The sequence below is a fragment of the Microbacterium sp. MYb62 genome, from assembly GCF_002979475.1.
In the GTDB taxonomy this organism is placed as follows: domain Bacteria; phylum Actinomycetota; class Actinomycetes; order Actinomycetales; family Microbacteriaceae; genus Microbacterium.
Window position 1 is genome coordinate 44241 of record NZ_PCOY01000015.1, and the last position, 13385, is coordinate 57625.

Genomic DNA, 13385 nt, shown 5'->3' on the forward strand with positions numbered 1-13385 from the left:
GGGACTCCTCGATCGCTGAGTGGGATGACGAGTATTTAGGTTAGCCTACGCTCAACTCGTGCCCGTTGTCCCTGCCCAGAAACCGTCGGACCCGACGGCCCTCGACGACCGTCTGAACGTGCAGGTCAGCACCCGGGGGCGGCGGCGGATCCTCGGTCTGATCGGCCTGCTCGCCCTCACCGTCATCGGCGTGCTGCTCAGCCTCGCGCTGGGGGCGCGCGACATCGCTCCCGGCGTGGTCGTCGAGTCCCTCCTGGGCCTGCGCCCCGCCGACGACTACGAGACGCTCGTGGTCGTCACGGAGCGGATGCCGCGTGCGCTGCTCGCGCTTCTCGTCGGCGCGAGTCTGGGGTGCTCCGGGGTGATCATGCAGGCCCTCACCCGCAATCCCCTCGCCGACCCCGGCGTGCTCGGGATCGAGCTGGGGGCGGCGTTCGCCGTGCTGCTCGGCATCCTGTTCTTCGGGGTGCGCGGAGCGTCGTCGTACTTCTGGTGGGCTCTCGCCGGCGCCGCGGTCACGGCCGTCATCGTGCTCGCGATCGCCCGACTGGCCCGACTCGCCGCCAGCGCGACCATCAGCCTCATCATCGCGGGGGCGGCGCTCTCGGCGATCCTCGGCTCGCTGATCACGCTGCTGATCGTGCGCGACACGGCCGTGTACGCGCACTACAACTACTGGTCGATCGGGCAGCTCAACGGGCGCGCCGGAGTGATCGACGAGATCTGGCCGTTCGCGCTCGTGGGGCTGCTCCTCGCGGTGCCGCTCGGGCGCCCGCTGAACGCGCTGGCGCTGGGCGAGGAGGTCGCCGAGGGCCTCGGCCTCGCCGTCGGCAGGTGGCAGCTCTCCGGTGCGGCGGTCGCGGTGGTGCTGTGCGCGGCGGCGACGGCGGCGGTCGGACCCGTCGCGTTCGTCGGCCTGCTCGGCGCGCACACGGCCCGACTGCTCGTCGGCGGCGACCATCGCTGGCTGCTGCCCTACGGCGCGCTGTGCGGCGCGGTGCTCCTGCTCCTCGCCGACGTCGCCTGCCGGCTGCTCCCCGGCAACGGCGAGCTGCAGGTCGCCATCGCCACGGCGGTGATCGGCGCTCCCGTGTTCGTCGTGCTCGCGCGGGGGCGAAGGGTGGTGCCGGCGTGACGGATGTGCTGCTGCCCGAGCTCGTCCGGGGACGCCGGAGGGAGCGGAACCGGTCCCTCGCGGTGTGCGCGGCCCTGTGCGCGGCGATCGTGCTGCTCGCGGCGGCCGAGATCCTCATCGCCGGGTCCGCGGACATCGCCCTGGCCGACATGATCCCGGCCGCGTTCGGCGCCGGCGAGGGACTGGCCGCGTACGTGGTGTTCGAGACGCGGGTTCCGCGAGCGCTCGTGGCGCTCCTGTCCGGTGCGCTGTTCGGGCTCGCAGGTCACCTGTACCAGCGCCTGGTCGGCAACGTTCTGGCGACCCCCGACATCCTCGGCATCTCCGCCGGGGCGTCGGCCGCGGCGACCGCCGTGCTCACCCTGGGCGTCGCAGGGATCGGAGTGCAGGTGAGCGCGGTGGCCGGTGCGCTCGGAGTCGCCGCCCTCGTCTTCCTGCTCAGCTGGCACCGCGGCGTCAGTCCCTACCGCCTCGTGCTCGTCGGCATCGGCATCGGCGCCTGCGCGAGCGCCATCACCACCTACCTCGTCACTCGCGCGGACGAGATGAGCGTCGAGCGGGCACTGCGTTGGATGATCGGCTCTCTCGGAGGGGCGGACTGGGGCGGTGTGCGGGTGCTGCTGGTGACCCTCGTGGTCGGGTCGGTGCTGCTGGCGGTGGGCTCGCGCGGGCTGCGCACGTTCGCGCTGGGCGACGACCTCGCCGCCGCGCTCGGCACCCGCGTCTCCCGTCTGCGCTTCGGAGCGCTGCTGCTCGGCGCAGGGCTCGCCGCCGTCGCGACGAGCATCACGGGGCCGATCGGCTTCGTCGCCCTCGTCTCCGGTCCGCTCGCGGCGCGGCTGGTGCGGCGGACGGATGCCGCGGTCGCGGCCGCGCTCGTGGGAGCCGTGATCGTGGTCGGTGCCGACCTGATCGCGCAGACCGCGCCCTTCATCTCCCCGGTGCCCACCGGGAGCATCACCGCGGTGATCGGCGCTCCCGCGCTGATCTACCTGCTCGTCCGCGGTCGGAGGACATCATGACCGAGATCCCGTTCCCGCCGGACCCCGAGGCGGATGCGCAGCGGCCCGATGTGCTGCACGCAGAGGGCATCCGCGTCGGCTACGACACGCACGCCGTGATCGACGGCCTCGACGTCGGCTTCCCCGCCGGGTCGATCACCGCGCTCGTGGGGCCCAACGCCAGCGGCAAGTCGACGCTCCTGAAGGCGCTCGCACGGCTCCTGCCGCTGCAGGAGGGCCAGGTGCTCCTCGACGGCACGGCGCTGCACACCATGTCGAGCAGAGCGATCGCGCAGCGCCTCGGAATGCTGCCACAGAGCCCGCTCGCCCCGGAGGGCATAACCGTCGCCGACCTGGTGACGCGGGGACGCCATCCGCACGGGCGCCTGTTCCGCCGCACGCTCGACCACGACATGCGCGTCGTGGCGAGCGCTCTCGTCGCCACCGGGACCGCGGAACTCGCCGACCGTCCCGTCGACGCGCTCTCCGGCGGACAGCGTCAGCGGGTGTGGATCGCGATGGCGCTCGCCCAGGAGACGTCGCTGCTGCTGCTGGACGAGCCGACCACCTACCTCGACATCGCGCACCAGATCGAGGTGCTCGATCTGCTGGCCGACCTGCGAGCCTCCTCGGCGAAGACCATCGTCATGGTGCTGCACGACCTCGAGCAGGCCGCAGCCTACGCGGACCGTCTGCTCGTGCTGAGCGAGGGGCGGCTCGTGGCACAGGGCCCGCCCGGCGACGTGCTGACCGAGCGGCTCGTGCTCGACGTGTTCGGTCTGCGCTCGCGCATCATCCCCGATCCGGACACCGGAGCGCCGCTGATCCTTCCCCGTGGACGGCATTCCTCGCCGTCGATCTCGTCGCACACATCGACGTCGAACCCGACACCCCAGGAGAACCCATGAGAAACCTGATCCGCGTCACCGCCGCCTCGGCAGCCGTGCTCGTCTCGACCGCTGCCCTGGCCGGCTGCACGACATCCGCCGAGACCGTGGTGTCCGGCGAGTGCGGGGTCTTCCCCTACACGCTGTCGCACGCCTTCGGGAGCAGCACGTTCGAGGACGCCCCGGAGCGCATCGCCGTCGTCACGGACGTCGACCTCGACATCGCGCTCGCCCTCGGCATCGAACCGGTCATCTATCCCGGCTACGAACTCGGCGCCTGGCAGGAGGAGGCGTTCGCGGAGCGCGATCTCGAACTCGACAGCTACGATCCCGCCGACGGCATCGACTTCGAGGCGATCGCCGCGTCGAAGCCCGACGCGATCCTCGCCACGAGCGGGTGGAGCCTCGACGAGGACTATGCCAAGCTCTCGGCCATCGCCCCCGTGATCGCGTACACGAGCGAGGACGGACTGGACGCGATGTCGTGGGCGGATCGCACCGAGCTCGCCGGGTGCGCACTCGGGATGTCCGATGAGGCCACCGCCGCCATCGACGGCGTCGGCGACGCGTTCGCCGCGGCCGCGGCCGCCCACCCGGAGTTCGCCGGGAAGAGCATCACCTATGCGGTCATCCACCCCGACCAGATCACCTACTCGTCGTATGTAGGCAGCGACGTCAGCTTCTTCACCGACCTCGGTTTCACGCTGCCCGAGACCGCCGCCGAGTTCACCGGAGACAACGCCGGGCTCAGCAAGGAGAACATCGACAAGCTCGAAGCCGACGTGCTCGTGATCGGATACCCGTTCGGCGACGAGGGGCTGCTCACCCGCGGCGAGCTGGAGTCCGACCCGCTGTTCCAGAGCCTCGATGTCGTCCGACGCGGCGCCTACGGCGTCATCGGAGACGACGTCGCCTCGCCCATCGCCTACCCGTCGCCGCTCGGACTGCCGTGGGCGCTCGACGGCGTCGTGCCCGTGCTCGCCGCCGCCGCGGCCGCGAAGTAGGGGGTGGAGAGCTCATGGCACGCAGCATCCGTCCCTCGGTGATCGAGCCGATCACCCTCCGGGAGCTCTCGGTCATCGACGCGTTCGACATCTCGGCGAGCATGCGCCGCATCGTGCTCGGCGGTCCGCAGCTGGCGGGATTCCGCTCCGGCGAGCATGAGCTCCCCGCGCTGGTCACGAGCGGATTCGACGACGAGATCAAGGTGTTCTTCCCCGATCCGCTCAGCGGCGAGCTGCATCTGCCGATCCAGCGGGACCGGGTGATCGAGTGGCCGCGCGATCCGCGTCCCGTGTCGCGCACCTACACCGTGCGATCCTTCGACGCGGAGCGGGGGCGTCTCGAACTCGACTTCGTGCTGCACGGGACCGGCGTCGCTTCCACCTGGGCTCGGGGATGCGATGTCGGCGACCGCGTGCACATCGCCGGTCCGAAGATGTCGCTGCTGCATCCGCTGGGCGCAGACTGGCTGCTGATCGCGGGCGATGACACGGCGATCCCGGCGATCGCGCGCTGGGTGGAGGAGCTGCCGGAGGGGATGGCGGCGGAGGTGTTCATCGAGGTCGGCGGACCCGGCGACGAGCAGGCCATCGAGGCGGGCGCTGGCGTATCGATCACCTGGGTGCATCGCGGCCCGGTTCCCGCCGGCACCACCACGCACCTGGCGGATGCCGTGCGCGCCGTGTCATGGCGCGAGGGACAGCCCTTCGCCTGGGTGGCGGGGGAGACCCTGTCGATCAAGCCGATCCGCCGCTGGCTCCGGGAGGAACGCGGCCTGTCGCCCGAGCGGGTGGAGGTCACCGGCTACTGGCGTCGCACCGAGGTCGAGGAGCTGGAGGGGACCGGGGGTCTTCCCGATCCGGACAGTGAGGTCGATCTGATCGACCGCATGCACGAGCTCGTCGATCCGGTGCCCGCTCGCGCCATCCGCGTGGCGACGACGCTGGGGCTCGTCCCCCTGATCCGTCAGGGACGGAACACCGCTGCGGGTCTCGCCGAGGCGACCGGGACGGATGCCGCGGCGCTGTACAAGCTGCTGCGGTACCTCACGACGATCGAGGTGCTGGAGGAACAGGACGGGGTCTTCGCCGTGACGCCTTTCGGGGCGGTGCTCGACGACGAGGAGGTGAGCGAGGAGCTCGATCTCCGGCATCCGATCGGTGGACTCGTGCGGGTCTTCGATGCGCTGCTGCAGGCGGTCGAGACGGGGGCTCCAGTCGCCCGGACGACCATCGGTGGGAGCGTCGATCAGCTCGCGGACGATTCCGCCGAGGTCGCGACGGCGCTGGAGGAGGCCGCGGCCACCGAGCTCGAGTGGCTGCGGCCGGCATTCGCCAGAGAGTACTCCTTCCGCCCGGGTGAACGGGTGACGGCGGTCGGACCCGGTGCGGCGACGCTCCTCGCCGACGCACTCGGCGCCGAGGCGGCGCCCGAGGTCACCCTGATCGTGCGGCCCTCCAGGGCGGACGCGGCGCGGACGACCCTCCCCGATGACGCCCGCGCGCACGTGCGCGCGCACCTCGACACGGATGCGGAGGAATGGCCGGAGGGCGAGACCGTGGTGCTCGGAGGCGCGCTCGCGGTGCTGTCCGACGCCGATGCCGTCGAGGCGCTGACGCGCGCGCACGCCGCCGCACTCCCCGGTGGGCGGATGCTGGTGGTCGAGCATCTCCTCGTGCCGGACGAGATCGATGACCATGACGCGGCGGAGGACCTGCAGCTGTTCTGCACCTACGGCTCCGGCTTCCGCACCCGCGAGGAGGTGCTCGCACTGATCGACCTGGCCGGCCTCACGGTCGCGGAGGAGCGGACGATCGGATGGGGCGAGCCGGTGTTCGAGGTGCGGGTCTGACCGCCTCCGGATCCGGATGCGACAGTCCAGAGACGCGCCACCGCTCCGCAGCGGCGGCGCGTCTCTGGACGGGCGTCAGCCGCCGAGCGCGGCGGACACCACGGCTCGCGCCTCGGCCTGCACCTCGGCGAGATGCTCCGGCCCGCGCAGGCTCTCGGCGTAGAGCTTGTAGACGTCTTCCGTGCCCGACGGGCGAGCGGCGAACCAGGCGTGCTCGGTCTGCACCTTGAGGCCGCCGATCGCCGCGCCGTTGCCGGGGGCGTGCGACAGCTTCGCGGTGATGTCCTCGCCCGCGAGAGTGGTCGCCGTCACGGCCTCCGGAGCGAGCTTGCCGAGGGTCGCCTTCTGCTCGGGTGTCGCGGGGGCGTCCACACGCTGATACGTCGACGCCCCGAAGGCGGCCTCGAGTTCGCGGTAGCGCTCCGACGGGGTCTTGCCGGTGACGGCGATGATCTCGGCGGCCAGCAGGCACAGCAGGATGCCGTCCTTGTCCGTCGACCAGACTGAGCCGTCCTTGCGGAGGAAAGAAGCACCGGCCGACTCCTCGCCGCCGAAAGCGACCGAGCCGTCGAGGAGCCCCGGCACGAACCACTTGAATCCGACCGGCACCTCCAGCAGGTGCCGCCCGAGCGACTCGGCGACGCGGTCGATGATCATCGACGACACCAGCGTCTTGCCGATCGCGGCGTCGCGCGGCCAGCCCTCACGGTGCGAGAACAGGTAGTCGATCGCGACGGCGAGGTAGTGGTTCGGGTTCATCAGTCCGGCATCCGGGGTCACGATGCCGTGCCGGTCGGCGTCGGCGTCGTTGCCCGTGAGGACGTCGTAGGAGCCCTTCTTCGCGACCAGCGACGCCATCGCGGAGGGCGAGGACGGATCCATCCGGATCTTCTCGTCCCAGTCCAGCGTCATGAAGCGCCACGTCGGGTCGACCTCGGGATTCACGACCGTGAGGTCGAGGTCGTGCATCTCGGCGATCAGCGCCCAGTACTCGACCGAAGCCCCGCCCAGCGGGTCGGCGCCGATGCTGACCCCGGCGTTGCGGATCGCATCGATGTCGATGATCGACGGCAGATCGCGCACATAGGCGTCGCGGAAGTCGTAGCCGGTGAGGGAATCCCAGTCGATGTCGGAGAAGCGCTCGAGTTTCACGCCCTCGAGCCCCGCCGCGATCAGCGCATTCGCGCGGTCGGCGATCCAGCCCGTGGCATCCGTGTCCGCGGGGCCTCCGTGCGGCGGGTTGTACTTGAAGCCGCCGTCGCGCGGGGGGTTGTGCGAGGGGGTCACGACGATGCCGTCTGCACGACCGGGGTCGTCGACCGATCGTCCGCGGTTGTAGGTCAGGATCGCGTGGCTGAGCGCCGGAGTCGGCACCCACGAGTCGCGGGAGTCGACGCGCACGTCGATGCCGTTCGCGAGAAGCACCTCGATCGCACTGCGCTCGGCGGGCAGCGACAGCGCGTGCGTGTCACGGCCGAGGAACAGCGGACCGGTGATGCCCTGCGCGTCTCGATAGTCCACGATCGCCTGGGTCGTGGCGAGGATGTGGTTCTCGTTGAAGCTGTTCGTCAGGGAGGACCCGCGATGGCCGCTGGTGCCGAACACGACCCGCTCGGAGGCGTTCTCCGGGTTCGGCTTTCGGTCGTAGTACGCGGCGATCAGCTCGTCGACGTCGATCAGGTCACTTTCCTCCGCGGGGAGGCCGGCACGGCTGGTCATCCCCTCAGTCTGCCCCCTGATCGGCACGATCGCATCCGAGAAGTCATGCGAAGATCGGCCGTCCCGCCGAGGACTAAGGTGAAACCCGTGACTGAACGCCGTACCTACAGCTATCTCGGCCCTGCCGGAACCTTCACGGAGGCGGCGCTCGATCAGGTGGCGGAGGCCCGTGGCCAGACCTGGCGCTCCGTGCACAATGTCGGCGAGGCTCTGGCCGACGTGCTCGAGGGGCGCAGCGACGCCGCCATGATCGCGATCGAGAACTCGATCGAAGGCGGCGTCTCCACCACGCAGGACGCGCTCGCGACGCTCCCCGGTCTGCGCATCGTGGGCGAGTACCTGGTGCGGGTGAACTTCGTGCTCGTCGCCCCGCGGGGTACCACGCTCGACGACGTCGAGGTGATCGCCGCACACCCCGTCGCCTACGCGCAATGCCACGGCTGGCTCGGCGCGCACCTGCCGTCGCACTCGCACGTGCCCGCGTCAAGCAACGTCGCCTCCGCGATCGGCGTGCTCGACGGCACCCTGCCCGCCCAGGCGGCCATCGCGGCACCCGGCATCGTGAACCACTACGACGTCGACGTGCTCGCGGAGGGCATCGGCGACAACGCACAGGCGGTGACCCGCTTCGTGCTGGTCACCCGTACCACGCGTTCGCCCGAACCGACCGGCGCGGACAAGACGTCACTGATCGTCGAACTGCCGCACGACCATCCCGGTTCGCTCCTCGAGATGCTCGAGCAGTTCTCGACCCGCGGCATCAACCTGTCGCTCATCGAATCGCGTCCGATCGGCGACGAGCTCGGCCGCTACCGGTTCGTGATCGACGCCGACGGCCACATCGAGCACGAGCGCATGGCCGACGCGCTGCTCGGCATCCGCCGGTTCAGCCCCCGTGTGGTCTTCCTCGGCTCTTACCCGCGCGCCGATCACCAGATCGTGCAGTATCCCGACCGCTACTCCGACGACGTGTTCGTCGAGGCGCGCGACTGGCTGCGCGGCATCCTCTCCGGCGAGCCCGAAGACTGACGCCACCCGCCCCGTCGCCCAGCGCGACCGGGCGGATGCCGTGGTTCAGTGCTCCTGGAAGCGCGGCCAGTCGCTGCCCGGAGCCATGTGGGAATGCAGGGCGCCCTTCGCCGAGGCGAGGCTCGGGTAGGTTCCCGTCACCGCATCCGATCCGACCATCGTGACCGTGTAACCGTCCTCGTCGTGGCGGATGCTGCCGACGACGCCGTTGCGTCCGTAGGCGACCCAGAGGGCGAGAGTCTTGGTCGTACTCATCGTCGAACTCCTTCTGCTGCTGCCGACAGTGCGTTCGCCGAAGGGGCCGCGCCCCTGTCGACGGCACTCTTCGTGACGCTACGCCTGTGCCGCGGGGAAAGCCAGGGGTTGACAGAGGTCAGAGCGCGGCGGCGATGAGCTCCAGGGTCTGGGCGCGACCGGCCGGGGCGTCGTTCGGCTCGGCGTCGTAGGCGCCGGCGACCGGCGAGAGCATGACCTCGTCGACGCCGTAGCGCTCGGCGAAGGCGCGCACCTCGGCGGCGACGCTGTCCCCCGTGCCGACGAACCAGCGCGAGCGGGCGGCCTGCACGACCTCGTCGGTCGCGGTATCCGTCACCGCGGCGGCGGCCTGCTCCACGGTCTCGAGCGCTGCGAGGGGCTGGTTCAGTCGCAGGCGAGCCATCATCCGCAGCTGCGGGAGCGCACGGGCCTCCGCCTCTTCCTGTGTGGGCGCGGCGACCGCGTTCACGGTGAGGAACGTGCGCGGCTCGGGGTGCTCGTCACTCGGGCGATAGCCGGTGCGGTACAGATCGAGGGCGCGCTCGAGACCCTGGCCCGAGAAGTGGTTGGCGAAGACGTAGGGCAGGCCGTGGGTGGCGGCGAGCTGCGCGGAGTAGTCGCTCGATCCGAGCAGCCACACCTCGGGCGAGCCGGTCGCCGCGGGCGTGGAGCGCACGGTGTATTCGCCGCCCGAGGTGAAGCGCACGGTCGCACCTTCGCCGGAGAGCAGCGCGGCGATGTCCTGCACATGACGGGGGAACTGCTCGACGTCGCTCGTGGTGCCCGAGCCGCGCAACAGCTGCGTGATCACCGGGTCGCTGCCCGGAGCCCGGCCGAGGCCCAGATCGATGCGCCCTGGGGCGATCGCCTCGAGGGCGGCGAACTGCTCGGCGACGATGAGCGGCGGGTGGTTCGGCAGCATCACGCCGCCCGACCCGAGGCGCAGGCGCGACGTGCGCGTGGCCGCCGCGGCGATCAGCACCGGGGGAGTGGTGGATGCCACGGAGGGCATGTTGTGGTGCTCGGCGAACCAGTAGCGGCGGTAGCCGAGGTGGTCGGCGGTCTCCGCGAGGGCCAGGGAGGCGGCGATGGCCTCGGCGCTGGTCTGGCCGGTGCGGACCGGAGCGAGATCGAGGACGGAGAGAGCTGTATCGGGCATCCCTTCCTGTAACGCGCGCCCGTACGGTGCCATTCCCCCCCGCTACCGTGGGGACATGGAAGCAGGAATCTTCTACGTCCTCGTCGGGTCGGTCGCCGTGGCCGCGTTCGCGCGCTGGCGGGGGTGGCCCGCCCCGCTGCTCGTGACGGTCGTCGCGCTCGCCGCGTCGTTCCTGCCGTTCGTGCCCGATCTGGACATCGACGGTCACGTGCTCCTGAGCCTCGTGCTGCCGCCGCTGCTGTACTCGGCCGCGCTCGACGTGTCGTTCGTCGGCTTCAAGCGCAGCCTGCCGCAGATCCGTCGCCTCGGCATCTGGCTCGTGCTGCTCACCGCCCTCGCCGTGGGGTTCGTCGCCTGGTGGATCTTCCCGGCGCTCACCCTTCCCGGCGCCCTGCTCCTCGGCGCGATCGTCGCGCCGCCCGACGCGGTGTCCGCTGCGGCGATCGGCCGTCGGCTCGGCTTGCCGCGTCGCATCATGACCGTGCTCTCCGGGGAGAGCCTCATCAACGATGCGACCTCGCTCACGCTGTACCGGGTGTTCGCCTCGTTGACGATCGCGGGCGCGACGGTGTCGATCTGGGGCGGCATCTGGCAGTTCCTGGTGGCGGTCGGAGTCGGTGTGGCCGTCGGCCTCGTGTTCGGCATCGTCCTGCACCAGCTGCGCACCCGCATCAGCGATCCGGTCGTGATCGGCACGTTCGGACTGCTCGCCCCGTTCGGCGCCTATGCGATCGCCGAGCACCTCCTCGGATCCGGAGTGCTCGCGGTCGTCGCGATGGGTCTGTACGTCGGCTACAACTCCCCGCGCACCGACTACACGACGCGTCAACAGGAGAAGCCGCTCTGGCTCTCGGCCGATCTGCTGCTGGAGAGCTTCGTGTTCGCCTACATCGGGCTGCAGTTCCCCCGCGTGCTCAGCGATCTGGGCAGCGAGTCGGTCGGGGAGATCCTGCTGCTCTCCGGAGTCGTGCTGCTCGTCGTCGTCATCGTGCGACCGCTCTACATCTACCCGACCAGTGCGTGGGCGAACTTCCAGGACCGCAGACGTCTCGAACGCTGGGATCGCGGCGTCCAATCCGGGGAGTTCGACAAGCGGCATCGGAAGTCCCGCCGCTGGGGGAACTACACCGCGGACGAACTGCGCAGTCACATCGTGCGCGAGCAGATGGCGGGGCTCACGCTCACCTGGAAGGACAGCGCCGTCATCTCGTGGGCCGGGATGCGCGGCGTGGTCACCCTCGCGATCGCGGTGGCCGCCGCCGACCTCGCCACGCTCGACACCGAGGCGTCGCATGCGATCGTCGTGGTGGCCTTCATCGTCACGGTCGGCACGCTGCTGATCCAGGGGCTGACGCTGCCGCTGCTCATCCGCAGCCTCGGCATCGCCCGCGACGTCGATGAGCAGGAGGACCAGATCGCGCTCGCCGCCGTGAGGGAGAAGAGCCGCGAGGCAGGCAAGGCGTTCCTCGCCGAGAAGCGCGTCGAGTGGGAGGCCAAGTACGGCGAGGCCGACCTCGGCGTGTTCGATGCCTTCACGAAGCGCATGACCCGTGTCGAGAAGGACACCGACGAGGCACAGAAGGTGGAGGATGCCGCGAGCCGCCCGTCCTTCGAGGACCTCGTCGCGCTGTCGAAGGGATGGCTGCAGGTGCGGCGCGAGATCCTCCTCGCCGAACGCGACGCGGGGAACCTCGACGAGGAGGTCATGCGCGAGCTGATCGCCGCGATGGATGCCGAGGAGCTCGCGCTCGACACCCGTGGCGCCACCCGCCAACCCGGCCGCGCCTGACCCGCGGAGACGAGAGCGCCTCGCCCCGGGAATGGGCGAGGCGCTCTGCGCGTAGCGGGGTCGAGGTCAGCGGGCGCCGACCGGCTCCTTGTCGCTGTCGGAGACGGCATCCGGCTCCGGAGCGTCGTCGTCACCGGAATCGTCGGCGAAGGGCAGCCCCTCGCGCGGGGCGTTGTAGAGCTCCTCGTTCAGGATGCCCTCGCGCTTCGCGACGATTGTCGGGATCAGCGCCTGCCCTGCGACGTTGACCGCGGTGCGGCCCATGTCGAGGATCGGGTCGATCGCGAGCAGCAGGCCGACGCCCTCGAGCGGCAGCCCCAGGGTCGACAGTGTGAGCGTGAGCATGACGACCGCGCCCGTGGTCCCCGCGGTGGCGGCGGAGCCGACGACCGAGACGATCACGATCAGCAGGTACTGCACGAAGTTCAGCTCGATGCCGAAGAACTGGGCGACGAAGATCGCGGCGATGGCCGGGTAGATCGCGGCGCAGCCGTCCATCTTCGTGGTCGCGCCCAGCGGCACGGCGAACGACGCGTACGAGCGGGGCACGCCGAGGTTGCGCTCGGTGACGCGCTCGGTGAGGGGCAGCGTGCCGATCGAGGAGCGGCTGACGAAGGCCAGCTGCACCGCAGGCCACACGCCCGAGAAGTACTGCTTGATCGACAGGCCGTGCGTGCGCACGAGGATCGGGTAGACGACGAACAGCACGAGCGCGAGGCCGATGTAGACCGCCGCGGCGAACCAGCCGAGCGAGGCGAGCTTCTCCCAGCCGTACTTGATGACAGCCGAGCCGATGAGGCCGAAGGTGCCGAGCGGGGCGATGCGGATGATCCACCACAGCACGCGCTGGATGACCTTCAGCAGCGACTCGGTGAAGACGAGGAACGGCTCGGCCTTCTTGCCGGCCTTGAGCGCCGCGATGCCGATGACGGCCGCGACCACGATGACCTGGAGGATGTTGAAACCGACGCTCGACGAGAAGGTGCCCTCGACCGCGCCGGGCGAGGTGTTGACCGTGAGGCCCAGGAAGTTCTGCGGGATCAGGCCCAGCAGGAAGTTCCACCAGGTGCCCACGGTGTAGGGGTCGCCGGGCTCGAGGCCCTCACCGGCGCGGTTGCCCGGCTGGATCACGAGGCCGAGCACGATGCCGATGATCACGGCGATGAACGCGGTGATCGCGAACCACAGGATCGTCTGACCGGCCAGGCGCGCGGCGTTCTGCACACGGCGCAGGTTCGAGATGCTGGCGACGATGGCCGTGAAGATCAGCGGGACGACGGCGGCGCGCAGCAGCGTCACATACGAGTTGCCGATCGTGTCGAGTGTCGCGGAAAGCCCCGTGGGGTTCTCGGCGGTGGCGCCGAGCTGGCGGCCGATCAGACCGGCGGCGATGCCGAGGACGAGGGCCGCGAGGATCTGGAAGCCGAACGACGTCAGCAGCTTCCGGACCGGTCCGCGGGTGTCAGGCGCCTTCTGGGCGCGTGCGGTGGTGCTCATTGGGGGGGGGACTCCAGAATCGCGGCGCGCCGGGTGCACGCCATGAGGCTCAACGCTAGG

General features: G+C 70.5%; 11 protein-coding genes. 7 read left to right on the forward strand and 4 right to left on the reverse strand.

From position 1 onward, the window contains the following. Window positions 1-58: 58 nt before the first annotated feature. Genes CQ042_RS14265 through CQ042_RS14285 form a run of 5 tightly spaced genes read left to right on the forward strand, consistent with a single transcriptional unit; the run spans window position 59 to window position 5877 of the window. Window positions 59-1135, forward strand: coding sequence for an iron ABC transporter permease (locus tag CQ042_RS14265; RefSeq protein ID WP_219844862.1), 1077 nt, complete (start codon window positions 59-61; stop codon window positions 1133-1135). Then, the gene (locus tag CQ042_RS14270; protein WP_181157576.1) at window positions 1132-2157 is read left to right on the forward strand and encodes an iron chelate uptake ABC transporter family permease subunit; all 1026 of its coding nucleotides are present in this window, start codon (window positions 1132-1134) and stop codon (window positions 2155-2157) included. Before CQ042_RS14265 ends, CQ042_RS14270 begins: the two co-directional genes overlap by 4 nt. Beyond that, the gene (locus tag CQ042_RS14275) at window positions 2154-3044 is read left to right on the forward strand and encodes an ABC transporter ATP-binding protein (RefSeq protein WP_105671116.1); all 891 of its coding nucleotides are present in this window, start codon (window positions 2154-2156) and stop codon (window positions 3042-3044) included. The genes CQ042_RS14270 and CQ042_RS14275 overlap by 4 nt, the downstream gene beginning before the upstream one ends. Continuing rightward, the gene (locus tag CQ042_RS14280) at window positions 3041-4027 is read left to right on the forward strand and encodes an ABC transporter substrate-binding protein (protein ID WP_105671117.1); all 987 of its coding nucleotides are present in this window, start codon (window positions 3041-3043) and stop codon (window positions 4025-4027) included. Before CQ042_RS14275 ends, CQ042_RS14280 begins: the two co-directional genes overlap by 4 nt. A 14-nt stretch (window positions 4028-4041) precedes the next feature. Continuing rightward, entirely contained in the window at window positions 4042-5877 is a 1836-nt protein-coding gene (locus CQ042_RS14285; protein WP_105671118.1) for a siderophore-interacting protein, read from the forward strand. A 75-nt stretch (window positions 5878-5952) separates the two neighbouring features. On the opposite strand, the gene pgm is transcribed toward CQ042_RS14285, so the two are convergent. After that, the gene (pgm, locus tag CQ042_RS14290) at window positions 5953-7596 is read right to left on the reverse strand and encodes a phosphoglucomutase (alpha-D-glucose-1,6-bisphosphate-dependent) (protein ID WP_105671119.1); all 1644 of its coding nucleotides are present in this window, start codon (window positions 7594-7596) and stop codon (window positions 5953-5955) included. Window positions 7597-7641: 45 nt separating this feature from the next. On the opposite strand from pgm, the gene pheA reads away from it, so the two are divergent. After that, on the forward strand, window positions 7642-8625 hold the full coding sequence (pheA, locus tag CQ042_RS14295) for a prephenate dehydratase (RefSeq protein ID WP_105671120.1): 984 nt from the start codon (window positions 7642-7644) through the stop codon (window positions 8623-8625). 45 nt (window positions 8626-8670) lie between these two features. Here pheA and CQ042_RS14300 read toward each other — a convergent pair whose 3' ends face one another. Next, window positions 8671-8880: a methyltransferase gene (locus CQ042_RS14300; protein WP_105671121.1), complete on the reverse strand. Its 210-nt coding sequence runs from the start codon at window positions 8878-8880 to the stop codon at window positions 8671-8673. Window positions 8881-8998: 118 nt separating this feature from the next. Beyond that, window positions 8999-10039, reverse strand: coding sequence for an LLM class flavin-dependent oxidoreductase (locus CQ042_RS14305; protein WP_105671122.1), 1041 nt, complete (start codon window positions 10037-10039; stop codon window positions 8999-9001). A 55-nt stretch (window positions 10040-10094) separates the two neighbouring features. Here CQ042_RS14305 and CQ042_RS14310 point away from each other — a divergent pair, with 55 nt between their 5' ends. Beyond that, window positions 10095-11828 carry a sodium:proton antiporter gene (locus tag CQ042_RS14310; protein WP_105671123.1) on the forward strand — a complete coding sequence of 578 codons (1734 nt, stop codon included), beginning with the start codon at window positions 10095-10097 and terminating at the stop codon, window positions 11826-11828. Window positions 11829-11894: 66 nt separating this feature from the next. Here the strand turns inward: CQ042_RS14310 and CQ042_RS14315 are convergent, their stop codons facing one another. Beyond that, window positions 11895-13325 carry a dicarboxylate/amino acid:cation symporter gene (locus CQ042_RS14315; protein ID WP_181157577.1) on the reverse strand — a complete coding sequence of 477 codons (1431 nt, stop codon included), beginning with the start codon at window positions 13323-13325 and terminating at the stop codon, window positions 11895-11897. Window positions 13326-13385 lie beyond the last annotated feature (60 nt).